This window comes from Polaromonas sp. JS666, from assembly GCF_000013865.1.
In the GTDB taxonomy this organism is placed as follows: domain Bacteria; phylum Pseudomonadota; class Gammaproteobacteria; order Burkholderiales; family Burkholderiaceae_C; genus Polaromonas.
On the sequence record NC_007948.1, the window covers coordinates 4,478,406 to 4,504,207 of the forward strand.

General features: G+C 64.8%; 19 protein-coding genes. 11 read left to right on the forward strand and 8 right to left on the reverse strand.

The window, feature by feature from the left end; all coding sequences use genetic code 11:
* Positions 1-49: 49 nt before the first annotated feature.
* The 5 genes from BPRO_RS21260 to BPRO_RS21280 all read right to left on the reverse strand — a co-directional run bounded on the left by BPRO_RS21260 (position 50) and on the right by BPRO_RS21280 (position 7,583).
* On the reverse strand, positions 50-1,927 hold the full coding sequence (locus BPRO_RS21260; protein ID WP_041388996.1) for a potassium transporter Kup: 1,878 nt from the start codon (positions 1,925-1,927) through the stop codon (positions 50-52).
* Positions 1,928-2,013: 86 nt separating this feature from the next.
* On the reverse strand, positions 2,014-2,700 hold the full coding sequence (locus BPRO_RS21265) for a response regulator (protein ID WP_011485134.1): 687 nt from the start codon (positions 2,698-2,700) through the stop codon (positions 2,014-2,016).
* Positions 2,697-4,241: an ATP-binding protein gene (locus BPRO_RS21270; protein ID WP_011485135.1), complete on the reverse strand. Its 1,545-nt coding sequence runs from the start codon at positions 4,239-4,241 to the stop codon at positions 2,697-2,699. The genes BPRO_RS21265 and BPRO_RS21270 overlap by 4 nt, the downstream gene beginning before the upstream one ends.
* Positions 4,242-4,322: 81 nt before the next feature.
* On the reverse strand, positions 4,323-5,171 hold the full coding sequence (locus tag BPRO_RS21275; protein WP_011485136.1) for a creatininase family protein: 849 nt from the start codon (positions 5,169-5,171) through the stop codon (positions 4,323-4,325).
* An 801-nt stretch (positions 5,172-5,972) separates the two neighbouring features.
* Positions 5,973-7,583, reverse strand: coding sequence for a B12-binding domain-containing radical SAM protein (locus BPRO_RS21280; protein ID WP_011485137.1), 1,611 nt, complete (start codon positions 7,581-7,583; stop codon positions 5,973-5,975).
* A gap of 208 nt (positions 7,584-7,791) precedes the next feature.
* On the opposite strand from BPRO_RS21280, the gene BPRO_RS21285 reads away from it, so the two are divergent.
* From BPRO_RS21285 to BPRO_RS21300, 4 genes are all read left to right on the forward strand, one after another.
* Positions 7,792-9,978 (forward strand): protein-disulfide reductase DsbD family protein, encoded by a 2,187-nt coding sequence (locus BPRO_RS21285; RefSeq protein ID WP_041388997.1) that lies wholly within the window; start codon positions 7,792-7,794, stop codon positions 9,976-9,978.
* A 94-nt stretch (positions 9,979-10,072) separates the two neighbouring features.
* Positions 10,073-10,504: a CoA-binding protein gene (locus BPRO_RS21290; RefSeq protein ID WP_011485139.1), complete on the forward strand. Its 432-nt coding sequence runs from the start codon at positions 10,073-10,075 to the stop codon at positions 10,502-10,504.
* A 225-nt stretch (positions 10,505-10,729) separates the two neighbouring features.
* Entirely contained in the window at positions 10,730-11,476 is a 747-nt protein-coding gene (locus BPRO_RS21295) for a hypothetical protein (protein WP_011485140.1), read from the forward strand.
* A gap of 307 nt (positions 11,477-11,783) precedes the next feature.
* Complete coding sequence (locus BPRO_RS21300; RefSeq protein WP_011485141.1) at positions 11,784-13,109, forward strand: class I SAM-dependent methyltransferase; 1,326 nt, start codon at positions 11,784-11,786, stop codon at positions 13,107-13,109.
* A 183-nt stretch (positions 13,110-13,292) separates the two neighbouring features.
* Here BPRO_RS21300 and BPRO_RS21305 read toward each other — a convergent pair whose 3' ends face one another.
* Positions 13,293-13,592, reverse strand: a complete 300-nt coding sequence (locus BPRO_RS21305; RefSeq protein ID WP_011485142.1) for an RNA recognition motif domain-containing protein — start codon at positions 13,590-13,592, stop codon at positions 13,293-13,295.
* Positions 13,593-13,805: 213 nt separating this feature from the next.
* Here BPRO_RS21305 and BPRO_RS21310 point away from each other — a divergent pair, with 213 nt between their 5' ends.
* A complete protein-coding gene (locus BPRO_RS21310; protein ID WP_011485143.1) occupies positions 13,806-16,391 on the forward strand; it encodes a GGDEF and EAL domain-containing protein in 2,586 nt (861 codons plus the stop codon).
* 74 nt (positions 16,392-16,465) lie between these two features.
* Here BPRO_RS21310 and BPRO_RS21315 read toward each other — a convergent pair whose 3' ends face one another.
* Positions 16,466-16,852, reverse strand: a complete 387-nt coding sequence (locus BPRO_RS21315) for a hypothetical protein (protein WP_011485144.1) — start codon at positions 16,850-16,852, stop codon at positions 16,466-16,468.
* Between the two features lie 146 nt (positions 16,853-16,998).
* Between BPRO_RS21315 and hemE the strand changes: the two genes are divergently transcribed.
* Together hemE and priA are read left to right on the forward strand one after the other, a co-directional pair.
* Positions 16,999-18,108, forward strand: coding sequence for a uroporphyrinogen decarboxylase (gene hemE / locus BPRO_RS21320; RefSeq protein ID WP_011485145.1), 1,110 nt, complete (start codon positions 16,999-17,001; stop codon positions 18,106-18,108).
* Positions 18,109-18,483: 375 nt separating this feature from the next.
* Entirely contained in the window at positions 18,484-20,703 is a 2,220-nt protein-coding gene (priA, locus tag BPRO_RS21325; protein ID WP_011485146.1) for a replication restart helicase PriA, read from the forward strand.
* Positions 20,704-20,872: 169 nt separating this feature from the next.
* Here the strand turns inward: priA and BPRO_RS21330 are convergent, their stop codons facing one another.
* Positions 20,873-21,184, reverse strand: a complete 312-nt coding sequence (locus BPRO_RS21330; RefSeq protein ID WP_011485147.1) for a hypothetical protein — start codon at positions 21,182-21,184, stop codon at positions 20,873-20,875.
* A gap of 533 nt (positions 21,185-21,717) precedes the next feature.
* Here BPRO_RS21330 and BPRO_RS21335 point away from each other — a divergent pair.
* The 4 genes from BPRO_RS21335 to sufD are packed head-to-tail and all read left to right on the forward strand — an operon-like array spanning position 21,718 to position 25,796.
* Positions 21,718-22,182: an SUF system Fe-S cluster assembly regulator gene (locus BPRO_RS21335; protein WP_011485149.1), complete on the forward strand. Its 465-nt coding sequence runs from the start codon at positions 21,718-21,720 to the stop codon at positions 22,180-22,182.
* Positions 22,183-22,224: 42 nt separating this feature from the next.
* Positions 22,225-23,673 carry a Fe-S cluster assembly protein SufB gene (gene sufB / locus BPRO_RS21340; protein WP_011485150.1) on the forward strand — a complete coding sequence of 483 codons (1,449 nt, stop codon included), beginning with the start codon at positions 22,225-22,227 and terminating at the stop codon, positions 23,671-23,673.
* A 12-nt stretch (positions 23,674-23,685) separates the two neighbouring features.
* Positions 23,686-24,456: a Fe-S cluster assembly ATPase SufC gene (sufC, locus tag BPRO_RS21345; protein WP_011485151.1), complete on the forward strand. Its 771-nt coding sequence runs from the start codon at positions 23,686-23,688 to the stop codon at positions 24,454-24,456.
* Complete coding sequence (gene sufD / locus BPRO_RS21350) at positions 24,453-25,796, forward strand: Fe-S cluster assembly protein SufD (protein WP_011485152.1); 1,344 nt, start codon at positions 24,453-24,455, stop codon at positions 25,794-25,796. The genes sufC and sufD overlap by 4 nt, the downstream gene beginning before the upstream one ends.
* The last annotated feature ends 6 nt before the right edge of the window (positions 25,797-25,802 follow it).

A 25,802-nucleotide genomic window follows, 5' to 3' on the forward strand; every position in this document is an offset into this window, starting at 1 on the left:
CCGAGGGAAAGCCGCTGGTGCGGTGCAGGCCTGCGGTCGATAGCCGTTCCTAAATCTGCACCCGCGTCCCCAGTTCAATCACGCTGTTATTGGGCAGGCGCAGAAAACCCACCACGCTGCCCGCGTTGCGCGACATCGCGGCAAACAGGGCTTCGCGCCAATGGGTCATGCCGGCCCCTTTGGTCGGCACGATGGTTTCGCGGCTCAGGAAGTACGACGTTTCAAACAGATTGAGGGCCAGCCCCTGGTCGCGGCAGAGTTCCAGGGCCTGCGGAACGTCGGGCGTGTTCTTGAACCCGTAATTCACCTGGACTTTCCAGAAACCGGGAACCAGCGGCGTGACCTGCACGCGCTCCTCGAAGGGAATCCAGGGCACTTCATGGAACACCACGGTGAGAATCAGGTTGCGCTCGTGTATCACCTGGTTGTGCTTGAGGTTGTGCAGCAACGCCTGCGGCACGGTATCAGGGTTGGCGACGGCATATACCGCCGTTCGCGGGGTTCGATGCATGCTGTCTTTCGCCAGGCTGGAGATGAAAGGAAGCAACTCCGGGTCGTTGTTGCGGATGTTCTCGATCAACAGCTCACGTCCGCGCTTCCAGGTCGCCATCAGGATAAACAGCACCACACCCAGCACGAGCGGGAACCAGCCGCCCTGCCAGAACTTGAGCGAGCAGGCGATGACCAGCACCGTATCCAGCGCCAGGAAAACCCCGGTGGCGGCCAGCGCAACAGGCAGCGGGTAGCCCCAGCCGTGGCGGACCACGAAAAAGGTCAGCACCGTCGTGATCAGCATCGTCATGGTCACCGCGATGCCGTAGGCCGCCGCCAGCGCAGACGAACTGCCAAAGCCCACCACCGCCAGCAACACGGCCGCCAGCAAGATCCAGTTCACCTCTGGCATGTAGATCTGGCCGGCTTCCCTGGCCGAGGTGTACTGCACCTGCATGCGCGGCAGCAGGCCGAGTTGTACGGCCTGCTTGGTCATGGAATAGGCGCCGGAAATGACCGCTTGCGAAGCAATCACCGTGGCACAGGTCGCCAGTATCACGGCCGGGATCAGCCAGGCCTGCGGGAACAGGCGGTAGAACGGGTTCTCCAGCGCGGAAGGGTCGCGCATCAGCAGCGCCCCCTGGCCCATGTAGTTGAGCGCCAGGGCGGGCAGTACCAGGCCCATCCACGCCAGCTGGATGGGCCGTTTGCCAAAGTGCCCCATGTCGGCATACAGCGCCTCGACGCCCGTGAAAGCCAGAACGATGGCGCCGACGGCGACAAACAGGTGCCATCCCTGCGCGTGCAGAAACGCCACGGCACGCAAGGGATTGAGCGCCGCCAGGATGGCCGGCTGTTGCAGGATCTGCACGACCCCCGTGAACGCCAGCACGGCAAACCAGAGCACGATCACCGGGCCGAACAGCTTTCCCACCACGCCGGTACCGTGGCGCTGCACCATGAACAGCCCCACCAGCACCGCCAGGGAAACGGGGAGCACATACGGCTTGAGCCCCGGCGCCACCACCTCCAGCCCCTCGACCGCGCTCAGCACCGAAATGGCAGGGGTGATCACGCTGTCACCGTAAAACAGGGCCGCGCCGAGCACACCGGTCAGCAGCAGTGCGGTACGACGCCCTGGCGTCTTGCCGGCGGCATGGGCCGCCAGGGCCGTCAATGCCATGATGCCGCCTTCGCCTCGGTTGCTGGCACGCAGGATCAGCACCACATACTTCAGCGTGACGATCATCATCAGGCCCCAAAATATCACGGACACAGCGCCGATCAGGTGGGTGGCGTCCAGGGGAATACCGGTGGCCGGGCTGAAGATTTCCTTCATGGTGTACAGCGGGCTGGTGCCGATGTCGCCGTACACCACACCAATGGCACCCAGGGTGAGCGCGGCCACCCCTTGCCTCTGCGAAATTTGATTCATTGAAAGCGATCGATGAAGAACAGGGCTGCACTGTCGCCGCACCCGCATCAGGAACGCATAAGGATGGCGCCGGGCCGGCGCCCCCCTCAGGCGTCCGCCAGCCGGTAACCGACCCCCGTCTCGGTCAGCAGATGCCGCGGCTCGGCCGGATCCTGCTCGATTTTTGCGCGCAGTTGGGCCATGTAGAGCCGCAGGTAGTGCGTGTGCTCGGTGAATTCAGGACCCCACACGTCGACCAGCAGCTGCCGGTGCGTCACCACCCGGCCGGCGCTTCGCACCAGGCGCGCCAGCAGCTTGAATTCGGTAGGCGTGAGATGCAGGGTTTCACCGGCGCGCAGCACCACATGCGCCGCCAGGTCAATGCGCAAATCGTCCAGCTCATGCACCGTCACGGCCGCGGCCAGCGCCGTGCCGCGATGCCGCAGGGCAACCCGGATGCGTGCCAGCAGCTCGCCCACGCTGAAGGGCTTGGTCAGGTAGTCATCCGCCCCCGCATCGAGCAGCGCGATTTTCTGCGCCTCCTGATGGCGGGCCGACACCACGATGATGGGCACCGACTGCTGCCGGCGCACCTCGCGCACCAGTTGCACGCCATCCCCGTCGGGCAGCCCCAAATCGAGAACGATGACATCGGGCGGGTCGTGGCGCAACAGCGCGCCAGCCTCGCTCAGCGAGGCCGCGGTCCGGACGTCAAACCCCTCCACGGCGAGGGATGACTGCATCAACGCCCGTATTTCCCGGTCGTCTTCCACGACCAGCACCCGCAGGGTCATGGCAGGTCCTTCCCTATGGGCTGGGCCTCGATCGGCAGGCTGACAGTGAAGCAGCTGCCACCCCCACTGCGGCGCCTGAGCGCGAGCCGCCCGCCATGGGCCGCGGCAATGGCGCGGCACACCGCCAGACCCAGCCCGGCACCCCGGTGGCCGGACTGCTCACCGCGCGCATAGGGCTCAAAAATCGCCTCCTGGTCTGCCTCGGGAACACCGGGTCCGCGGTCTTTCACCGCGATCTCCAGTTCCAGGTTGTCGGCACTCACCCCCGCCGTCCCCACCGCTGCGACCACGCCTGTCACACCCACTGTCAGGTCGACGGTGCCATCGCTGTATTTCAGCGCATTGTCGAGCAGGTTGCCCAGCATCTGGGCGAGCAGCACCGGGTCCGCCCTGATCAGCGGCAAGCCACTCGCCACCCTGGACTTGATGCGGCGCTGCGGGTCACGCTGGCGCACGCGCGCCAGCACGGCGCCGACAATCTCCTCGATGGACTCCCAGTCGCGGCGAAGCGCCTGCTCCGAGCTGGACAGCCGCACGAATTGCAGGGTGTTCTCCGTCACCTCGCTCAGGTAAGACGCCTCGTTGACAATGCTGTCGAGCAGCCGGTCCTGATCCGGCAACGGCAGCCGGTCGCGCTGGGTTTGCAGGGACGATGCCGCGCCCATGATCGCGGCCAGCGGCGTGCGCAGGTCGTGCGACACCGCGGCGAGAAAGGTGCTTTGCAACTGGTGGCGTTGCATCTCGCCCTGCGCCTCGGCGACCGACGCGCTGAGGCGCAGCCGCCACAGTGACTGCGCCAGCAGGGCACACAGCGCCTGCGCGTGCTCCCGGCCGTCCGTGTCGCCCGACAGCGCGGGACGGACGCAGGCCGCGCCGACAACCGTGCGCGCCTTGTCACCCAGCGGGAGGTACCAGGCATTGAGCCCCGGCCAGCGTCCCGTCCCCGGCCCGAGCACGGCCGCCTCGTTCATGCAGCAGCGCAGGCCATCCAGCACGGCCGGCTCCGCCGCCGCGTCGGGTAGCTCGTGCCGGTCATTGGCCAGCACCAGGGTGCACGGCCCGGCAAAGGCCGTGTCCAGCGCCCGCTGCCCCAGCGACAGGACCTCCGCCGGCGATGCCGCGCTGGCCAGGTCGGTGGACAAGCCCTGCAACTGGCGCGCTCGCCGTTCACTCAGGCGGGCCGTCTCCGACTCGCGCCGAAGACGCGTCGCCAGATGGCTGATGACCAGCGCAAGCACCAGCATGGTCGCCAGCCCGATGAAGAGCTCGCGATTCTCGACAACCAGGGTCCAGCGCGGGGGCACAAAAAAGAAGTTCAAGGTGGTCACAGCACCGACCGCGCAAACCACCGATTCGATCCTGCGCAGCCTGTACGAGGCGATGACGACGGCCAGCACATAAATCATGGCTTGGCTCATGAGCGCCACATGCTGGTCGAGCAACATGCTGACAAGCGTGGCCGCCACCAGCAGCAACGCAACCGTGACCCAGCCCCGGGCCGATGCAACATCGCCGTCCTGGACTGTTGGAGCATTCATCATGCGATCAGCGTAACACCGGGCCCATCAGGAATGTATAAGGAACGCAGAGGCGGACAAGCCCGCCCCGGTTCGAGGCGGGCGTCAGAACGCGGTCTTGCTGCTCAAGGTATCGGCCGGCAGCTGGCCGATCTCCTCCAGCAGTTGCGCCAGGCTGCGGCCCGCTGCGCCCAGCAACGCTCGGCCCTTGTCGGCGGTAGCGGCGGCGGCATTGCCGACGGCCCCTTGCGGGTTGTAGTCCTGCATTTGCCAGGCCAGCTTGGCACTGCGGCCATCGCCCAGGATGCTGAATTTTTCGGCCCGGTCCTGCGAGGTGGAATGAAAGTCCTGCGCCTTCGCCATGTCCACCTGTTCGGGTTTGAGGGCCAGCATCATCGACGTTTCCATCTCGCCGGCATGAATGCCGAAGCGATGCTCCTGCGCGCTGAACAGGTCCGATACCGAAGCACCCTGCTCATCAACCAGCGGCAGGCTGAACCAGTTCACGCTGTACACCAGCATGCCAAGGCGTGCCCGCAGGTCACGCGCCACCACATCCAGCAGCCCCACCTGACCACCGTGTGAATTGAGCAGCACGAGTTTTTGAACGCCTGTCGCCGCCACGGACTCGGCGATCGCGGTCCAGAGCTGGATGATGGTTTCGGCTTTCAAGGTGAGCGTGCCGGCAAAGCGCGTGTGCTCGGGGCTGAAGCCGACCGACTGCGTCGGCAAAAACAGCACCGGCAGGTCCGCAGGCAACTGCGGCAGCGCGGCAGCAATCACGCCCTCCACCAGCGTGGCATCCACATTGAGCGGCAGGTGCGGACCGTGCTGCTCAATCGCCGCGACCGGCAGCACCGCGATGCAACGGGTTTTGTCCAGCCGCGCAAAGTCGGGGCTTTTGAGGTCGGACCAGAAGCGGGTCGAGACAGTGGGTTTGGGTGGAGAGCTCATGGGGGTATTTTGAGCTATCCGGGATTTGATGCTGCAGGGGCCTGTTCTGGGGGTTCTGTTGGTGGGGTTGCGTTGGTGGGGGTTGCTTATGAGGTTATCGCTGTGGGCTTTCACGACCAAGCCGGGTCTCGCCCCGGCGGGCGACTCACTTTCTCTTGCGTCGCCAAGAGAAAGTAAGCAAAGAGAAGGCGACCCGCAGTCTGGGTCCCTACGCTGCGCTTCGGGCAACCTGCGCTGCTCGACTCCGGCGGGGGTCCGCAGAACTCGCCTGCGGCTCAGACAACTGCGGCCCTGATCCCGCCTCCATCTGTGCTGCTCGGCCCAGCCAGGACGGGGCAAGCGGGAGCGGGAACCGAAGACCGGAAGACAAAGAAAACCAAGACAAACCAGGACACGCCACGGCGTGTCCTGGTGGTTTTCGGACTTCGGTATTCGGGCTGTTCCTCTCAAACTCCCTTCTGGCTGCGCCGAGGAGCGCAGGGCCAGGCGGATCAGGGATCGCGATTGTCTGAGCGCAGCGAGTTCGAGCGAGACCCCGCCTGGCCCGAGCACCACAGGCTACCCGTAGCGCAGCGGAGGGACGCAGACAGCAGGGTCGCCTTTTGGTATTCGCGTAACTTCGCTTTGCGAAGTGAGCGAATCCCCACTGCGTGAACTTTTGCTTACTTTCTTTTGGCGAATGCAAAAGAAAGTGAGTAGCCGCCGGGCTACCCCCGGCCAGCCGCCCTCAGAAAAGCCAACAGGCTATCAATTCAATAGCAAATGACCACCATATTCGGCCAGACACAGGCCCAAAGAACATCAAGCCGCCGCCGCAGCCTTCTGAATCTCCTCACGATGCGCCTGCTGACTGACATGCCGGCTTTGCCGCTCAGCCCTGAGCTTTCCGGAAACCGCCGGCAAGGCAAACCGCTCGGCACTCAGCAGTTCAGCCAGGCATTGGGGCCGCCCCCGCGCCCCACTGGCCCGGTAATCGGCCATCAACGCGGCGCGCACTTCACCTGCCGCCAATCCGCGGGTCAGGGTGAGGTGCTCAAACAGCAGATCCACCAGCTTCTCCAGCGCAAATTCGTGCGTCTTGCCGGTGGTTTTCCAGAGCCAGTCACCGAAAGTCAAAAAGTGGTTGAACGCCGAACCGGGCTCCAGCAGCAGTTTGAGCCCCAGCGCAAACCGACCCGAGTTGGCCACCATCTCCCAGTAGCGTGCAAAGCGGTTGATGCGCTGCATGGTGGCGAAGTCAATCGTCGAATTCTGCAGAATCGTGTAGGGCGTCTGCGGGTCGTAGGCCATGGCAAAGTCGGCCGTGTGCCGGGTAATGGGCGTGCCGCGCAGACGCTTCAAAATGCCAAACTGGATTTCGTGGGGGGCCAACTCATACAGGCGGTCAAACCCCTGGGCAAAGCTTTCCAGCGTTTCACCGGGCAGGCCAAAAATCAGGTCGGCATGCACATGCGCCTGGCTTTGCCCCACCAGCCAGCGCAGGTTGTCGGCGGTTTTGACGTTGTCCTGCTTGCGTGAAATGCGCTGCTGCACGTCGGGGTTAAAGCTCTGGATGCCGACCTCAAACTGCAGCGAACCGGCGGGGAACTGCACGATCAGGGCTTTCAGCCGGTCGGGCAGGCTGTCGGGCACCACCTCAAAATGCACGAACAGATCGGGCGCGGCCTGAATCCGGCCGTCCGCATCCTTCATGCGGTCCAGGAAAAACTGCAGGATGCGCACCGAGTGCTCCACCTTCAGGTTGAAGGTGCGGTCGACAAACTTGAAGTTGCGCGCGCCGCGCCGGTAGAGCGCCTCCATCTCGGCCATGAACAGGTCCAGGTCAAAGGCCCAGGCGGTCTTGTCGAGCGAGCTCAGGCAGAACTCGCACTTGAAGGGGCAACCGCGCGAGGCCTCCACATACAACAGGCGCTTGGCCAGGTCTTCGGCGGTGTACTCACCGTAGGGCAAGGCCAGTTCCGCGAGGGCGGGCTGCTCGCCGGCAATCACCTTCATCAGTGGCTTCGGGCCGTCCAACAGGGCGCGGCACAGCTTGGGAAAGCTCACGTCGCCCCAGCCGGTGATCACATGGTCGGCCAGGCGGCAAATCTCCTGTTCGCCCGTTTCGTAGCTGACCTCGGGCCCGCCCAGCACCAGCTTGATGTCCGGCCTCAGGGTTTTCAACAGGCGCACCACCTGGGTGGTTTCGACCACGTTCCAGATATAAATGCCAAGGCCTATCACCTCGGGCTTGAGCGCCAGCAGTTCCTCGACAATCTGCATGGGCCGCTGCTGGATGACGAACTCCCGCAGCTGCGCCTGCGCCCGCAGCCCCGCCCCGCCCTGCGCATCCATATTGGCCAACAGGTAGCGCAGGCCCAGCGAGGCATGGATGTATTTGGCGTTCAGGGTGGCAATAACGATGCGGGGCATGGGCCTATTATCGGAGTTGCACCCAAAATGGCTGTAATAAACCCCTCCGGGGACGGACCAACAGGCAGGTCATGCCGCGCCATCCCTGAGTTTGCCCTGATTGGGCCCTCCTTCGATTGCGGGGCGACCCGTTTTGACAAACAGGCCCTCAAGAAAGGCCAGGAACACCCCGGAACTAATGCCGCCGTCCTTTGCTCACACATCCACCATGAATTTCAAGTGCTCTCCGTTTGCCGCGTTTTTTGCTTCTGTTTTGATAGCTGTTGGCGCAATAAGCACGCCGTCTCAGGCCCAGAATTTCCAGACAAACATCCTGAACCAGGGTAGCCGCAATGAGGCGGGCGCACTGGTAACCACCGAGCAGGTGCGCGCCGAACTGCTGGCCTGGGCGCCCGAGGGCGTGGAGGCAGGCAAGCCGGTCTGGCTGGGCCTGCAGCTGACGCACCAGCCCGAATGGCACACCTACTGGAAAAATTCCGGCGATTCCGGCCTGCCAACCCAGCTGACCTGGCAGCTGCCGGCCGGCATCACAGCAGGCGAGATCGCCTGGCCCACACCGAAAAAAATACCGGTGGGCACCTTGGCCAACTACGGCTATGAAAACACCGTGCTGCTGCCCGTGCCGCTGACGGTGGCGCCCACATTCAACGCTGCGCAGCTCAACGTCAAGCTCCATGCCACCTGGCTGGTGTGCCGCAAGGAGTGCATCCCGCAGGAAGGCGAGTTCACGCTGAGCCTGCCGGTCAAAAGCTCCACGGCGCTGAGCGGCCAGGCCTTTCAGGCCGCTTTTGCCGCCACGCCCACCGCCTTGCCGGCGGGCGGCAGCCAGGTCGAAGTCAGCGGCAAGGCCATTAAGGTCGCCCTGAGCGGGCTGCCGGCTGGCCTGCAGGGCAAAACCCTGGAATTTTTCCCCGAAACCGGCAGCGTGATTGAGCCGGCGGCGCCGTGGCAGCAAGCCTGGCAGGGCGCGGTGTGGACGGCGCAAGTGCCGCTGTCCGGCCAGCGTACCGCCAGCCCCGCGCAAATGCCGCTGGTGGTTGCTTTCAACCAGAGCGCTTATCGCATCGAAGCCCCCGTCAAGGGGACCTGGCCGGCCGTGGCCGCTGCCGCCGTGGTGCCGCCCGCGCTGGAAGCGGCCCTGAAGGCCAATGCCTCGGCCGGTGCCGCGCCAGTGCAAAGCAGCGGGCCGCCCCTGAGCCTGCTGGCCGCGTTGTTCGGCGCGCTGGTGGGAGGGATGATCCTGAACCTGATGCCCTGCGTGTTTCCGGTGCTGGCCATCAAGGTGGTGAGCTTTGTGCATGTGAAGGACCCGGGCACGCGCCTGAGCACTGGCCTGGCCTACACCGCCGGCGTGGTGCTGTCGTTTTTGGCGCTGGGCGCCCTGCTGCTGGGCCTGCGCGCCGCGGGCGAGCAACTGGGCTGGGGCTTTCAGCTGCAAAACCCGGCGGTGGTGGCCGCGCTGGCGGCCCTGTTCACGCTGCTGGGCCTGAACCTGGCGGGCCTCTTCGAGTTTGGCCACTTCCTGCCCGAACGGATCACCAGCCTGCAGTCCACGCGCCCGACCATCAACGCTTTCCTGTCGGGCGTGCTGGCCAGCGCGATTGCCTCCCCCTGTACCGCGCCTTTCATGGGCGCCTCGCTGGGGTATGCGGTGGGCTTGCCGGCGCTGCAGGCGCTGGCCATGTTTGGCATGATCGGCCTGGGCATGGCCTTGCCCTACCTGGCCGCCAGTGCGGTGCCGGCCGTGGCCCGCGTGTTGCCGCGTCCCGGCCACTGGATGGTGACCTTCCGCCAGCTGATGGCCTTTCCGATGTTTGCCACCGTGGCCTGGCTGGTCTGGGTGCTGGGCCAGCAAAGCGGCATCGACGGCGCGGGCGCGCTGCTCGCCCTGCTGGTGCTGATGGCGCTGGTGCTCTGGTCGCTGACCCTGAAGGGTCGGGCCCGGGCCGTATTTGCGACTTTTTCAATAGCGCTTGCCGCAATTGGGGTGCTGACTGTTGGCCAAACCATCACCAAGCCTTTGCAGGCGTCCGCGGGGCCCGCGCTGGCCACCTCCGGAAGATGGCAGGCCTGGGAGCCGGGCCGCGTCGACCAGCTGACGGCCCAGGGCCAGAGCGTGCTGGTGGATTTCACCGCCGCATGGTGCGTCACCTGCCAGTACAACAAGAAAACGACGCTGGCCAACACCGCCGTGCTGGCTGACATCGATGCGAAAAACGTCGCGCTGCTGCGCGCCGACTGGACACGCCGCGACCCGGCGGTGACGGCGGCGCTGACCCAGCTGGGCCGCAGCGGCGTACCGGTGTATGCCATCTACAAACCAGGCCACGCGCCGGTCATCCTGTCGGAAGTGCTGTCGGTCGATGACCTGCGGACCGAACTGGCCAAGCTGTGACCTTTGTACGAAGTGGTAACGCCGCGGATAAGGCCGTCAGAAAATGGTAAGTTAGCTAGTATAGTGACCCCTCACAGCCCGTGAGGTATTTGCCATGACCCAGGTTTCCCACGCGGAACGTATTCCGCACATTCTCAAAAACACCCAGACCATTGCGGTGGTTGGCCTGTCGCCCAAGCCGCATCGCACCAGCTTTGGTGTGTCGCGCTATATGCAGGCGCAGGGCTACCGCATCATCCCGGTCAACCCCAACGCCACCGAGGCTCTCGGCGAGAAGTCCTATCCCTCGCTGACCGAAGCCGCCAAGCATGAAAAGATTGATCTCGTGAACTGCTTTCGCAACAGCGAAGACATCCCGCCCATCGTCGATGAAGCCATTGCAATAGGCGCCAAAGCCGTGTGGATGCAGTTAGGCATCGAGAACCAGGCGGCGGCCGCCAAGGCGCAGGCGGCCGGGCTGCTGGTCGTGCAGGACCAGTGCATCAAGGTCGACCACACGGTGCTGCCGTCGCGCGGTCTGATATAGACCAACAGGCTGACAGGCTGACAGGCCGGGCACGCTGCGGCCGTCACAGCTTCCGGCTTCCGGCTTCCGGCTTCTCGCAGCATCCGCTGTTGCCACGCTGTGCCAGCGGGGCTGATCGCCACCACCCGTCCCTTCTTCAACCTGAACAGGCGCAGCCAGCTATTTAATCCATAGCAAGCCACGTTTGGTGCTTGCGGCATTGCAGCTTGTCTCCGAGAATGCCGCATGCCCACCTTGCGCCCCCCTGTGCCGCCTTCGCTCCTGCTGTCCGGCCTGCTGGCCCTGCTGCTGGCGGGCTGCGCCTCCACCGCACCCACATCGCGCGGCGAGGCGCAATCGGCCGCCATGACCTCATCGGAACTGGCGCAATCCGACGTCAACCGCATGGCCACGCTGGGCATGCGCGACAACCTGGACAGCCTGCTGCGCCTGGGCGACAAGCTCTACCGGCGCAACCCGGCCGAATGGCGAAAAACCGGCCTGGCCAGCCGCGAGGCGGCGCTGGCCCGGCTGCGCAGCGCCATCGAGGCGCGCAGCGCCTGGCCCGAACTGCAGGGCAAGCGCGACATCGCCGCCCTGTCGCTGGCCCTGGCGGGCGACTTCAAGGGCGACCGCGTGGCGGCTTTCATTTACGCCAGTGCCGACATGCTGGTCACCGCCCATGGCGGCAAAACCAGTTTCTACCTGACCGATGCGCTGGACCCCCAATACATCTACAACGCGGCCCGCAACATCGAGATCGCGGTGTGGCTGCTCTCCAGCCGGCGCAACAGCGCAGGACAGCCGCTGCTGCTGGCCGACGAGATCTCCGAGCGCGAGCGCAACCTGAGTTTCGAGCGCGAGTTCGGCAAGGTGATCGGCCGGCTGGACCTGCTGGCGGCCGTGCTGACCGAGAAATACCGCCGCGCCGTGATCACCTATGTACAGAACCTGCTGGGTGGCACCTTTCTGCAGTTTTTGCCGGTTAGATAAGCTCACCCCCGTCTCGGCTCACTTTGTGTAGCCGGATCCCCCCTTGCAGGGGGCGACAGCTGCGGCCCGGCGGAGCCGGTTCCGCGCTGCCACTTGCTTGGGCCGGAATGCTTTGGCGCCGGTCAAATAGGTTCACCCCCTTCTCGGCTCACTTTGTGTAGCCGGATCCCCCCTTGCAGGGGGCGACTGCTGTGGCCCGGCATAGCCGGTTCCACGCCGTCACTTGGTCTGGGCGGCTGCGCTGGCGTCATGGCTCTTCGGCCGGAGACAATACCTCTGTTCGCCATTCCTTTTTCCGGAAAATGCCATGCCCGACAACTACCTGCCGCAGGTCAGAAGCCAGTACGAAGCCCTGCCCTACCCGCCGTGCAATCCGGAGGACGACCGCCAGCGGCTGGTGCTGACCTGGCTGGAAGACCTGCCGATGATCAATCACTACTGCTTTGCCGGAAAGCAGTCGTTTCGCAACGGTTTCAGGGCCCTGGTGGCGGGTGGCGGCACCGGGGACGCCACGATCTTCCTGGCCGAGCAGCTGCGCGCCACCGACGCACAGATCGTGCACCTGGACATGAGCGAGGCCAGCATCGCGCTGGCAAAGGAAAGGGCGCGCATTCGCGGCCTGAGCAACATCACCTGGGTGCACGACTCGCTGCTCAACCTGCCCCATCTGGGCCTGGCGCCCTTCGACTACATCAACTGCAGCGGCGTGCTGCACCACCTGGCCGACCCCGACCTGGGCTTCCGGGCCCTGCGCGCGGTGCTCAAACCCGAGGGGGCCATCGGCCTGATGGTGTACGCCACGGCGGGGCGCACCGGGGTCTACCAGATGCAGGCCCTGATGCGGCTCGTCAACGGCACGCAGGCTGACGACCAGCGCAAGATTGCCAATACCCGCGACCTGCTGGCCAGCCTGCCGCCCAGCAACTGGTTCAAGCGCAGCGAAGACCTGCACCACGACCACAAGGCCGGGGACGCCGGCATCTACGACCTGCTGCTGCATTCGCAGGACCGCTCGTACTCGGTGGGCGAACTGTTTGACTGGCTGGGGCACGACGCCGCAGGCACGGGAGGGCACGGCCTGCACCTCGAATTTACCGACGTGCAGCGCGGCCGTTCGCCCTACCTGCCGCACATGGTGCTGGGCAGCCAGCCACCGGCCATGGCCGGCGAACTGCGCAAGATGCCGCGCCGACGGCAGTATGAGATGGCCGAGCTGATGATAGGCAACCTCATCACCCATTCGCTGTACGTCACGCGCGATGCCGGCTGTACCGCGCCTTACGGCAATGCCGAATACGTGCCTTTTTTCTTCCATGAGCCGCTGACCGGCGACATCGCGGCACAGGTCTTCAGCAGCAACCGCGGCCAGCCCTTCCTGCTCCGGCACCAGCACTCCGGCGTGTCGGTGATGGTCAACCCCGGCCGATATGGGCCGCAAATCCTTCGCCTGATTGACGGCCAGAGAACATTCGGCGAGATTTTTGATCAGTTTCGCGCCGACTGGCGCGGCCAGGCGGCCGCGCCGGACAACGCGGCGCTGTTTGCCGACTTTTCCGAATCATTTGACGTGCTGAACGCGCTGGACCGCCTGCTGCTGAAGCATCCGCAAGCCGACGCGGCTAAGGCGCCTTAGGGCTCGTTCGGGAATAGGTTGTGCATTTGACCGTCGGATTCGGGATGCGCTGCTAGGCGCGGTGAGCGCCGTGTGGCCAGGCCACACAAGCGAGTCGCAACAACGCAGCGCGCCTGAAGCTGGCGAGCAAAATGTGCAAGTTATTCCCGAACGAGCCCTTAGCCTCGCGGCTCGTCCAGCCACCTATGCCGTCTGGGTGAAAAGATCCAGAGTCATCTGTGGCGTCTCGGGCGCCTGCAAATCGACCACGACCACGAGTTCTCCGCCGAAGCGGCCAATACCCAGCCCGCTCATCAGGCGGAGCTCCTCTTCGGGTGATGACATTCGCACAAAGCACAAGGCCTGCTGCTTGCCTGCCTGCGTGGCCGGCAGGATGTTGAGCTGGCTGACTGAACCGAATCTGGCGCACAGCTCACCCAGGGCGGACCGCAGTGCAGTCATGTCGGGGCAACGCCCCAGTTGGTCGAGTTCCTCGGTCGTCATCAGCCATTTACCCCCTGTATGTACATTCAGCATCGCGGGTGGCAGACAGGCGTTTGATGAGGCAAATGCGAACTGCACTGTAGGACAAGGTCGCCGTCCGGTAAAAAACAGAACGTTTTGCAACGCTTTGCCGTGAACGCTTGCAAATCTGGCCCAAAAAAAGCGGCGCAATACGCCACGATTCCGGCTTGTGCCAAAAAACAGGGTTTGTCCGTGTCTGTTTCACTTTCCGTTATTGATTCAGCCGCCCAGCGGCCAGCCGCCTCGCTGCACCATGAGGCTTCAGTCCCTCCCTCGCATCCATTCCTTCGGGAAACCGACCGGCTCACCCGGCTGGCCGCCCGGTCGTGCGGCGTATCCATTGCCATGGTGGTGGTGCTGGAAGATGGCCAGGCGGTTTTCAGTGCCGGCACCGGCTTTGCGGCGCCAGCGCGCGAGGGGCTGGTGACGCTTTGTGCCGCCACGCTGGACACACCGCTGTGCGCCCCGACGCTGCCAGCCCCCTACGCGCCGGGCATCCGCTTTTACCGCGGTTTCCAGATGGTCGGGGAAGACGGTGCGCTGCTGGGCCTGCTGGCGGTGATGGACACACTGCCCCGAAGCCTGAGCCGCGAGCAGGAAGAAGGCCTGCAAACGCTGGCCAGGCTGCTCGCGGGGCAACTGGAGTTGCGCCAGCAGCGGCACGCGCTGGATGCCCAGCGCCAGCACCTCGGTACGACCATGCGGCAGACCCAGGAAGACGCACACCGGCTGGCAACGCGGCTGAGCATCACGCTGGAAAACATCTCGGAAGGCTTTTACACGCTCGATCCCGAATGGCGATTTACCTACCTCAGCCGCGAAGGCGAACGGCTGCTGGGCAGGCCCGGTACGGAGTTGCTCGGGAAAAGCATCTGGAAGGAATTTCCCGGCATCATCAATACCGCCTTCGGGGAACAGATAGGGGCCGCGGTCGCGGGCAACCAGCAGGCGGAGCTTGAGGCCCACTTTGCGCCGATGGACAGGTGGTTTGAAGTCCGCGCCTACCCGTATCCGGACGGCGTGGCGATCTACTTTCGGGATGTCAGCGAACGGCGCAAGGCCCGCGAGCAGCTCATGCTGCTGGAAACCAGCATCTCGCACCTGAACGACATCGTGCTCATCACCGAGGCCGTGCACACCGGCAAACCCGGCCTGCGCATCATCTTCGCCAACAATGCCTTCGAACGGCACACCGGCTATGGCCGCAACGAGGCGCTGGACCAATCACCCCGGCTGCTGTGCGGACCGTTGACGCAGCGCAGCGAGCTGGACCGCATCAACAAGGCTTTCCTGCGCGGAGAGCCCGTGCAGGCCGAGCTCATCACGTACCGCAAGGACGGCAAGCACTTCTGGATGGAAGTCGACATCGTGCCGGTGGCCGATGATGCAGGCGTCTTTTTCACCCACTGGGTGGCCGTGGGACGGGACATCACGCGGCGCAAGGTGGCCGAGAGCGAAATCATGCACCTGGCCTTCTACGATCCGCTGACCCAGCTGCCCAACCGCCAGCTGCTCATGGACCGCCTGCAGCAGGCATTGGCCCACCCCCCGCAACTGCCGCGCGAGGGGGCCCTGATGTTCATCGACATGGACAACTTCAAGACCCTCAACGACACCCTGGGCCACCATAAGGGCGATCTGCTGCTGCAGCAGGTGGCCGAGCGCCTGACGGGGTGCGTGCGCACCGCCGACACCGTGGCGCGCCTGGGCGGGGACGAGTTTGTGGTGATGCTGGAGAACCTCGGCCACGACCCCCGGGAGGCTGGCGCGAGGGCCCGCGCGGTGGGTGAGCAGATTCTTGCGGCGCTCAGCGAGCCCTACCTCCTGGCAGGCTACCAGCACTACAGCACCTGCAGCATCGGCGTGACCTCCTTCAACCAGAACCACGACAGCATTGGGGACCTGCTGAAACAGGCGGACCTGGCCATGTACCAGGCCAAGACCGCCGGACGCAACACCCTCTGCTTTTTTGACCCGGTGATGCAGGCGGCGGTGTCGGCCAGCGCAGCGCTGCAGTCGGACCTGCGCCAGGGCCTGCGCGAAAAACAGTTTCTCCTGTATTACCAGCCACAGGTCGGGCGCGATGGCCGCATGATGGGCGCGGAAGCCCTGCTGCGCTGGAACCACCCGGTGCGCGGCATGGTACCGCCTGCAGATTTCATCCCTGTAGCGGAAGAGTCGGGGCTGATCCTGCCGCTGGGCCAATGGGTGCTGGAAACCGCCTGCCGCCAGCTGGGCGCCTGGGCTCAACGACCTGAAACGGCGGCACTGAGCATTTCAGTCAACGTGAGTGTGCGGCAGTTCCGCCACCCGGAATTCGTCGACCTCGTCATGGCCGCCCTGAACGACACGAAAGTCAGCCCGCACAAGCTCAAGCTGGAGCTGACCGAAAGCCTGCTGGCCGATGACATGGAGATCACCATCGGCAAAATGGCCAAACTCAAGGCCATGGGGGTGACCCTGTCGATCGACGATTTCGGCATGGGGTATTCCTCGCTCTCCTGCCTCAAGCGCCTGCCGCTGGACCAGCTGAAAATCGACAAATCCTTTGTGGCCGACATACTGCGCGACCCGAACGATGCGGCGATTGCCCGCACCATCATCGGCCTGGCGCAAAGCCTGGGGCTGGGCGTCGTGGCCGAGGGTGTCGAGACCGAAGCGCAGCGCGAGTTTCTGTACCGCCAGGGCTGCGAGAGCTACCAAGGCTACCTGTTCTGCAAGCCGCTGCCGATCGAGGCACTGGAAGCATTCATGAAAAACCCGGCGCCTGGCGGCTGAACCGGCGGGCGAGCCCCCGCCCGTTCACGCGACCTCTGAAAGAGAAAGAGGCCAGGCGTGAAAAGTCAAGAGAGTCAAGAGAGTCCAGAGCTTGTTTCTGGAGCGGCTTTGGCAGCCTTGCCGTGCTCCAGCAAAAAGACCACCTCCCTGACGATGCCGAACATCACCGCCCGGTCCCGATTGGGGTGGTCGGCAAAGTGAACCACGGTGGAGCCCATGGTGGCAAAGCTGGTCTCCGGCTGCCCCGACTCCTTGCCATACACCACCGTGATGCCGAAGCGGGTCATCAGCGACCCGCAGGCGCCCCAGTCGCGCGTCCACTGCGGCAAGGCCTGGGCGTTGTCCCAGAGCGTGCCCGCGCTTTCATAGCACTCCTCGATGTGCTGGTGGCCCAGCAACTGCGCGAGGTGCCGCTCCTTGGCAATGCAGCTGCGAAAGTACTCCTGGTCGTTCATGCGCATGGCGAAGTCCTTCTTCGAGTCAGACGAAAAGTCATACGAAAGCTCACGGCACCATGGTAAAGCTGAATCGCGGCGCTGGATAGACGACGCCTGCCCCCCATGCTGCCTGCCGCACCGCCCCTGCCGACACCTGAGACAATCTGCTCATGTTTGCACCACTTCAAAACGACACCTTTCTGCGTGCCTGCCTGCGCCAGGCCACCGACTACACGCCCGTCTGGCTGATGCGCCAGGCCGGCCGCTATTTGCCCGAATACCGCGCCACTCGCGCCCGTGCCGGCAGTTTCATGGGGCTGGCCACCAACACCGATTACGCCACCGAGGTCACGCTGCAGCCGCTGGAGCGTTACCCGCTGGACGCCGCCATCCTGTTTTCCGACATCCTGACCGTGCCCGATGCCATGGGGCTGGGCCTGTCATTTGCGCTCGGCGAAGGCCCGCGCTTTGCCACCCCCGTGCGCGACGAGGCGGCGGTAGCCCGGCTGGAGGTGCCTGACATGGGCAAGCTGCGCTATGTGTTCGACGCCGTCACCTCGATCCGCAAGGCCCTCAACGGCCGGGTGCCGCTGATCGGGTTTTCCGGCAGCCCCTGGACGCTGGCCTGCTACATGGTCGAGGGAGCGGGCTCGGACGACTACCGGCTCGTCAAGACCATGCTGTACCAGCGCCCCGACCTGATGCACAAAATGCTGGCCGTCAACGCCGATGCGGTGGCCGCCTACCTGAACGCGCAGATTGAGGCCGGCGCCCAGGCCGTGATGATTTTTGACAGCTGGGGCGGCGTGCTGGCCGACGCGGCCTTCCAGACCTTCAGCCTGGCCTACACCGCGCGCGTGCTGGGCCAGCTCAAGCGCGAGCACGATGGCGTGAAGATTCCCCGCCTGGTCTTCACCAAAGGCGGCGGGCAGTGGCTGCAAGCCATGGCGGCCCTCGACTGCGAGGTGCTGGGCCTAGACTGGACCGTCAACCTCGCCCAGGCCCGCGCGCGGGTCGGCGAGAACGGGCCCCATGCCAAGGCCCTGCAAGGCAACCTGGACCCGAACGTGCTGTTTGCCAGCCCGGCCCAAATCGAAACCGAAGTGGCTGCCGTGCTGGACAGCTTTGGTCGACCCCATCTGGATAGCAGCCAGCCCGGACCGACCCATATTTTCAACCTCGGCCACGGCATCAGCCAGCACACGCCACCGGAAAGCGTCGAAGTGCTGGTCAACGCAGTGCACACTCACTCTCGCAGCATGCGCGCCGTCCGGACTTGATGCCGTCTGCCGAGGCCAGGAAACACCTGATTGAGCCGTCATTTCACCCATGACTAGCACAAAATCAGCGCCTCGCGCTCGGACTTATGCACAAAATCCGTGCTGCTGCGCCGCAACATACGCACCCCCGCCCCCACCCCGCTATCAAACCCATAGCGCAGCTAAGTTGTTGATTTGTATAGAAATTTCAAATTGCTTTTTTTCCGGGCATTTTAAGAAAAGCCTTGATTTACAAGGCCTCGCGCCGCTCGGGAAGAAACTATCAACAAAGTTATCCACAGAAAATCTGGAAATCTGGAAAGCAGTGGTAAATCAAGCACTTAGCGCGTTAACTGGAAGTGCTTTTGAAGACATCCTCGCATCTGGTTGTCCCGCATGACTTACTGGATCGAGGTGGTCGTGGCCACGCCGGCCCACAGTGCTGTCGCCGGACCGCTGACTTATCGAAGTGAGTTCCCACTGTTCCCGGGCGCGCTGGTGCGTGTTCCCCTGGGCAAGCGGGAAGTGCTGGGCGTGGTGTGGAACCTGCTGCCGGACAGCGGTGGCCTGCCGGAAAAGCAGATCCGTTCCATTGCCGGCGCCCTCGATGGGCTGGCCCCCCTGGCCACGACCTGGCGAAAACTGGTCGCATTCACGGCTGGCTACTACCAGCGCTCGCTGGGCGAAGTGGCGTTGGCCGCCCTGCCGCCGCAACTGCGCGAACTCAGCGCCGTGCAGCTGGCGCGCCGGCTCAAGCGCCCCGTGCTGGACACCAGTTGCGCCCCGGGCACTGCTGATTTAATAGCACTCACCCCACAACAGACGAAAGCACTGGCCGAATTTGATGGCGATGCTGATGCCCGGCCGGCCCTGCTGTTTGGCGCCACCGGCAGCGGCAAAACCGAAGTCTACCTGCGGGCGGCGGCCCGCGTGCTGGAGCAGGACCCGGACGCCCAGGTGCTGGTCATGGTGCCCGAAATCAACCTCACGCCGCAGTTGCAGGCCCGGTTTGAGGCGCGCTTTGCCCACCTGGGCAAGGAGCGGGTCGTGCCCATGCACAGCGGGCTCACGCCGGCCCAGCGACTCAAAGGCTGGCTGGCGGCCCACACAGGGCAGGCCCGGCTGGTGCTGGGCACCCGCATGGCGGTGCTGGCCTCTCTGCCCAACTTGCGCCTGCTGGTCGTCGATGAAGAGCATGACCCGAGCTACAAGCAGCAGGAAGGTGCGCGCTACTCGGCACGCGACCTGGCGGTTTACCGCGCCAAGCTCGAAACCGCCGAAGCCAGACATGCGCACGGCCCCTGCCGCGTGCTGCTGGGTTCGGCCACGCCCTCGCTGGAAAGCTGGCAGGCCACCCTGACCGGCCGCTACCAGCGCCTGACCATGACCGAACGCATTGGTGTTCCATCATCGATAGGCATGGAAGCGCTGCAATTTTCCGACGGGCCGCCCCTAGGAAAATTAGCCCCCCCGGGGGGCAGCGAGCTACGCGCAGCGAGCGAGCGTGGGGGCCTACCGTTAGTGCGCCGGGTGGACATGAACCACCAGCCCAAACACTGCATCATTGCCCCGCCCCTGGTTGAAGCGATTGCCCAGCGGGTGGCGCGCGGCGAGCAATCGCTGATTTTCCTGAACCGGCGCGGCTATGCGCCGGTACTGGCCTGCCACGATTGCGGCTGGAAAAGCGAATGCCCGCACTGCAGTGCCTACCGGGTGTTTCACAAGATAGACCGCACCCTGCGCTGCCACCACTGCGGTTTCACGGAGCGGGTGCCGCGAGCCTGCCCGGACTGCGGCAACATCGACATCGCGCCCGTGGGGCGCGGCACCGAACGGCTGGAAGAGCACCTCGCCGAGCTGCTGGCCCATGTGCAGCGGCCCGATGACGGCGGAGTGCCGGGGCCGGTCAGGATTGCCCGCATCGATGCCGACAGCACGCGGCTCAAGGGCGCCCTCGAATCGCAACTGGCCAGCGTCCATGCCCGCGAGGTCGATGTCCTGGTCGGCACGCAAATGATTGCCAAGGGCCATGACTTCCGGCACATCACGCTGGTGGCGGCCATCAACCCCGACGGCGCGCTGTTCTCCAGCGACTTCCGTGCGCCCGAACGCCTGTTCAGCCTGTTGATGCAGGCCGGCGGCCGGGCCGGCCGCGATGCCCGGCACAGCGAGGCCAGCGAGATGTGGGTGCAGACTTTCCACCCGGACCATCCGCTGTTCGAAGCGCTGAAAAAGCACGACTACCCGGCCTTTGCCGCCCGGCAGCTGGCCGAGCGGGAAGCCGCCGGCATGGCGCCCTTCGGCTTTTCAGCGCTGGTGCGCGCCGAGGCCCGCGCGCAGGAGGTGGCGCAGGGCTTCCTCAACGCCGCCGCCGCATCGGCAAAAGCGCAGCAGGTCACCGGCCACGACCAGGTGGCGGCCTACCCGGCCGTACCGATGACGATCCAGCGCGTGGCCAACATCGAGCGCGCACAAATGCTGGTGGAAAGCCCGTCACGCGCAGCCCTGCAGCGCTTCCTGGCCGCGTGGCAGCCGGTGCTGTTTGAAACCCGCCAGCACAGCGATTTCAAAAGCCTGATCCGCTGGGCGGTGGATGTGGACCCGATTGCGATTTAAGGGCCGGTTACCGGCCAGGAGCCACCGGTCGAATGTCCATGGCGACTGAAGACTGAACGCAGTCCGTCACCCTTGCGCAAAGCCGAGCTTCAACGTTCAAAGCCCGGTGAACCCAGTCGCAGAAAGACAGAACTTGAGCGGGCCGCCCTGTTTCGACAAGCCATTTTGTCTAGGGGCCCTTCATGCGCTCGGATTCCATGGCAGCATTGCGCTCCTCACTGGCCTCAATGGGTTCCATGTCCTCGTCGATGGATGCCCCCGCGCGTTCTGCGGCCGCTTTCGTTTCGTCAGCAGTGTCGCCTAGTCCTTCATCATCGTCGCCTGGAGGCTCCAGCATGTCTTTCAGCATGGCTGCCAGCTCCGGTGTGTCCCACGGCTCGCCATGCTGCTTTTTCTTTTTGATGTAGTGTCTGACTTCTGCGTCCTGTTCCGCGCTCAAAGGAAGCCCACGGAAGGTGCTGTTAGGGTCAATGTCGGGCATGGTGTTCCTCCGGGGTTCGTCTCGCACTCCGGCGCAGCGGAGCTTGCCGTCGGCACGGATACGTGAAGGACGTGAAGACCGCCAGCACGGCGGATTCGTCGGAACCCGCCACGGGCGGACGCGATGGCATCGCGTCGTCTGCCAGCAAGTCGGTCTCGCGCGCGCAGCCCCAGAGGCACACACAGTGCCTGGATGCGTCGTAGCTGCGGCTGGGGTTGGAAAAGTTGAGCGCCATGCTGTCATCCTAGTCCTTTTTGGTCACGGCGTAAGTAATCACCATGCATCGTGCCGGCTGCCGTTCCTGGGTCAGCCCCTCAGGTCTGAGGCCGGGTTTGTGACAGGAGAAGAGCTGCCCGCAGAGGCGGAATATCCTTGGGCCAGCGAATGGCCGCCCCTGCCAGACTGTGCCTGCCGTGGTTCAGGGTCGTGACGCAACCCAAAGCCGGGATTTAACCTTGTCCATGCTTGGTGACGCTTGCATTTCCGGATATTTAGGACTAAATTGGTACTATATAAAGGGGAAGGCCACGGCAATGTTGAGACTGAGCAAGCTGACCGACTACGGCACCGTGATCATGACCCACATGGCGCGGCAGCCGGCTCACGTCTACAGCGCCGCCGAGGTGGCTCTCGCGGTCAGCGTGACCGTCCCCACGGCGAGCAAGATCCTGAAAACGCTGGCACGGGCAAACCTGCTGCAGTCGCTGCGCGGCACCCACGGGGGCTACCTGCTGTCGCGGCCGCCGGATGAGATCTCCATCGCCGAGGTTGTCGACGCGATGGAAGGGCCGGTCGGCGTGACCGAGTGCAGCGCCGCAGTTGGCCTGTGCGCGCAGGAGGGCTCGTGTTCGCTGCGGGCCAACTGGCAGCACGTCAACCAGGTCATTCGCAACGTGCTGAGCGACCTCACGCTGGCGGACATGGCGCAACCGGTGTTTCGGCCGGTGAACGTCGGCGCACTGCGGGCCCGGCGGCCACGCGAGGGCGTGAGGCAGTAGCAGACGCGGTCGCAACGGGCAACGGGTAACGGGAGATGACACATGGCAAACTCCACAGTCCAACTCGACAAACTGATCAGTCAGGGCTACCAGCACGGCTTCTACACCACCGTGGAGACGGACACTGTGCCGCGCGGGCTCTCCGAAGATGTGGTCCGCCTGATCTCGGCCAAGAAGGGTGAACCGGACTTCATGCTCGACTGGCGGCTGCAGGCCTATCGCCACTGGCTGACGATGACCGAGCCGCGCTGGGCCACGGTGCGCCACCCGCCTATCACCTACCAGGACATCGCCTACTACTCCGCGCCGAAGTCGCGCAAGGACGGGCCGCAAAGCCTGGACGATGTGGACCCGGAACTGCTGCGGACCTACGAGAAGCTGGGCGTGCCGCTCGAGGAGCGCGCGCTGCTGGCCGGCGTGGCGGTGGACGCGGTGTTCGACAGCGTGTCGGTGGCAACCACTTTCAAGGAGAAGCTGGGCGAGCTGGGCATTGTGTTCTGCTCGTTTTCCGAGGCGGTGCAGCAGCACCCCGACCTGGTGCGGAAATACCTCGGCTCGGTCGTACCCTACACCGACAACTTTTTTGCCACGCTCAACTCGGCGGTGTTCAGCGACGGCTCGTTCTGCTACATCCCGCCGGGGGTGCGCTGCCCGATGGAGCTGTCCACCTACTTCCGCATCAACGCCCAAAACACCGGCCAGTTCGAACGCACGCTGATCATCGCCGACAAGGGCGCCTACGTGAGTTATCTCGAAGGCTGCACCGCGCCGATGCGTGACGAGAACCAGCTGCATGCCGCGGTGGTCGAGCTGATCGCGCTGGAAGGCGCGCAGATCAAGTACGCGACGGTGCAGAACTGGTACCCCGGCGACAAGGAGGGCAAGGGCGGCATCTACAACTTCGTCACCAAGCGCGGCGACTGCCGCGGCGCCAACTCGAAGATTTCCTGGACCCAGGTGGAGACCGGCTCGGCCATCACCTGGAAGTACCCCAGCGTGATCCTGCAGGGGGACAACGCCGTGGGCGAGTTCTACTCGGTGGCGCTGACCAACCACTACCAGCAGGCCGACACCGGCACCAAGATGATCCACCTCGGGAAGAACACCCGCAGCACCATCCTGTCCAAGGGGATCTCGGCCGGCCACGGGCAGAACGCCTACCGCGGACTTGTGAAGGTGGCCAAAGGCGCTGCCGGCGCGCGCAACTACACGCAGTGCGACTCGCTGCTGCTGGGCGACCGGTGCGCGGCCCACACCTTCCCCTACATCGAAGTGAAAAACCCTACCGCCCGGGTCGAGCACGAAGCCTCGACCTCGCGCATCGGCGAGGACCAGTTGTTCTATTGCCAGAGCCGCGGCCTCGCGCCGGAAGACGCGGTGTCGATGATCGTCAACGGCTTTTGCAAGGAAGTGTTCAAGGAGCTGCCGATGGAATTCGCGGTGGAGGCGCAAAAGCTGCTGGGCGTGAGCCTGGAAGGCAGCATCGGATGACAAGGACAGACCATGCTCGAAATCAGAAACCTGCACGTCAGCGTCGATGACAAGCCCATTCTGCGCGGCATTGATCTCACGATCCGGGCGGGCGAAGTGCACGCCATCATGGGGCCGAACGGCTCGGGCAAGAGCACGCTGGCCCACGTGCTGGCCGGGCGCGACAACCATGTGGTGACCGCCGGCGAGGTGCGCTACGAAGGCCGCAACCTGCTCGATCTGCCGCCTGAAGAGCGGGCGCGGGCGGGGATCTTTCTGGCCTTCCAGTACCCGGTGGAAATCCCCGGCGTCGCCAACATCTATCTGCTGAAGGCGGCGCTCAATGCGCAGCGCTTGCACCGCGGCGAGCCGGAGCTGGACGCGGTGGACTTCCTCGCGCTGGTGAAGGGCAAGCTGGCGCTGATGGGCATGGACACCAGCCTGCTCTACCGCGCGGTCAACGAGGGTTTCTCCGGCGGCGAGAAGAAGCGCAACGAGATCCTGCAGATGGCCGTGCTAGAGCCGAAACTCGCCATCCTGGATGAGACCGATTCGGGCCTGGACATCGATGCGCTCCAGGTCGTCGCCGGCGGCATCAGCGCCATGCGCAGCCCGGAACGGGCCATCGTGCTGGTGACCCACTACCAGCGCCTGCTCAACTACATCGTGCCGGACCACGTGCACGTGCTGGCGCAAGGCCGCATCGCGCTGTCCGGCGGGAGAGAGCTGGCGCTGGAGCTGGAAAAACACGGTTACGGCTGGATCGAGGCCGAGACCAGCCGTCAGGCGGGGGTGGTCTTATGAACGTCACCGCCACCGATTTCTACCGCGACGAATTTGCCCGCCTCAAGGCGTCACTGCCCGGCGGGCACCTGCCGTGGCTGCGCCGCGCGCGCGAAGCAGGGCTGGCGTCTTTCGCCGACACTGGCTTGCCGACGCTGCGGCAGGAGGACTGGAAGTACACCAGCGTCGCCGCCATCGAGAAAGGCCGTTTTGTGCTGGCCACGCTGACGCCGCCGACGCCGAACGGTGTCACGGCGCAGCAGATCGAAGACTGGAGCCTGCCCGACACGCAGCGCCTGGTGTTTGTGAACGGCCACTATCAGCCACGCTGGTCGCGCATAGCGCCGCTGCCCGCAGGCGTCACGCTGGCCAGCCTCGCCGAGCTGCTGGAACGCGACCCCGAGTGCCTGGAAAGCCTGCTGGGGCCGACGCCGCACGCCTACCCGTCCGGCTGCTACCCGTCTGCCTTTGCGGCGCTGAACGCGGCCTTCATGAGTGACGGCGCCTATGTCCATCTGGCCGCTGGCGTGGCGCTCGACACACCGATCCACCTGCTGTTTGTCACCACCGAAGCGGGCCTGGCGGTGCAGACGCGCAACCTCGTGGTGGCCGACGCCGGCAGCCGGGCCAGCCTGATCGAGCACCATGTGGCCGTCGGCGAAGGCGCCTACTTCACCAACGTGATCACCGACCTCGTGGCCGGGCGCGACGCCGAAATCGAGCACCACAAGCTGCAGCAGGAGAGCCTCAAGGCCTTCCACGTCGCCGCGGTGAATGCGGACCAGCAGCATGGCAGCCGCTTCACCTCGCGCTCGTTCGCACTGGGCGCGGTCCTGGCGCGGATCGATATCGGCGTCGGGCTCAATGCCGAGCACACCACGTGCGCGCTCGACGGGCTGTACATGACCGACGGCCGCCAGCATATCGACCACCACACCCGCATCGACCATGCCCGGCCGCACGGCACCAGCCGCGAGTTCTACAAGGGCGTGCTGGCCGGCGCATCCCGCGCGGTGTTCAACGGCAAGGTGATCGTGCATGCCGATGCGCAGCACAGCGATGCCGATCAGACCAACCGCAACCTGCTGCTGTCGGACAACGCCGAAGTCGATACCAAACCGCAACTGGAGATCTACGCCGACGACGTGAAATGCAGCCACGGCGCCACCGTCGGCCAGCTCGACCCCGAGCAGATCTTCTACCTGCGCTCGCGCGGCGTGGACGATGCGTCCGCGCGCGCGCTGCTCACCTTTGCCTTCGCCGAGGAAGTGGTTGACCGGGTGGGCATTGCGCCGCTGCGGGCGCGGCTGGAGAAGCTGCTGCTGGGGCGCCTGCCCGAGCGGGTGAAGGAGTTGTTATGAACGCCG

Coding starts and splice junctions, on each gene's coding strand:
- BPRO_RS21330 (WP_011485147.1), bottom strand. CDS start 21,184: ATGCCCGACATTGACCCTAACAGCACCTTCCGTGGGCTTCCTTTGAGC.
- BPRO_RS21305 (WP_011485142.1), bottom strand. CDS start 13,592: ATGACGACCGAGGAACTCGACCAACTGGGGCGTTGCCCCGACATGACT.
- BPRO_RS21260 (WP_041388996.1), bottom strand. CDS start 1,927: ATGAATCAAATTTCGCAGAGGCAAGGGGTGGCCGCGCTCACCCTGGGT.
- BPRO_RS21265 (WP_011485134.1), bottom strand. CDS start 2,700: ATGACCCTGCGGGTGCTGGTCGTGGAAGACGACCGGGAAATACGGGCG.
- hemE (WP_011485145.1), top strand. CDS start 16,999: ATGTTTGCACCACTTCAAAACGACACCTTTCTGCGTGCCTGCCTGCGC.
- BPRO_RS21295 (WP_011485140.1), top strand. CDS start 10,730: ATGCCCACCTTGCGCCCCCCTGTGCCGCCTTCGCTCCTGCTGTCCGGC.
- sufC (WP_011485151.1), top strand. CDS start 23,686: ATGCTCGAAATCAGAAACCTGCACGTCAGCGTCGATGACAAGCCCATT.
- priA (WP_011485146.1), top strand. CDS start 18,484: ATGACTTACTGGATCGAGGTGGTCGTGGCCACGCCGGCCCACAGTGCT.
- BPRO_RS21270 (WP_011485135.1), bottom strand. CDS start 4,241: ATGATGAATGCTCCAACAGTCCAGGACGGCGATGTTGCATCGGCCCGG.
- BPRO_RS21300 (WP_011485141.1), top strand. CDS start 11,784: ATGCCCGACAACTACCTGCCGCAGGTCAGAAGCCAGTACGAAGCCCTG.
- sufD (WP_011485152.1), top strand. CDS start 24,453: ATGAACGTCACCGCCACCGATTTCTACCGCGACGAATTTGCCCGCCTC.
- BPRO_RS21315 (WP_011485144.1), bottom strand. CDS start 16,852: ATGCGCATGAACGACCAGGAGTACTTTCGCAGCTGCATTGCCAAGGAG.
- BPRO_RS21290 (WP_011485139.1), top strand. CDS start 10,073: ATGACCCAGGTTTCCCACGCGGAACGTATTCCGCACATTCTCAAAAAC.
- BPRO_RS21280 (WP_011485137.1), bottom strand. CDS start 7,583: ATGCCCCGCATCGTTATTGCCACCCTGAACGCCAAATACATCCATGCC.
- BPRO_RS21335 (WP_011485149.1), top strand. CDS start 21,718: ATGTTGAGACTGAGCAAGCTGACCGACTACGGCACCGTGATCATGACC.
- BPRO_RS21275 (WP_011485136.1), bottom strand. CDS start 5,171: ATGAGCTCTCCACCCAAACCCACTGTCTCGACCCGCTTCTGGTCCGAC.
- BPRO_RS21285 (WP_041388997.1), top strand. CDS start 7,792: ATGAATTTCAAGTGCTCTCCGTTTGCCGCGTTTTTTGCTTCTGTTTTG.
- sufB (WP_011485150.1), top strand. CDS start 22,225: ATGGCAAACTCCACAGTCCAACTCGACAAACTGATCAGTCAGGGCTAC.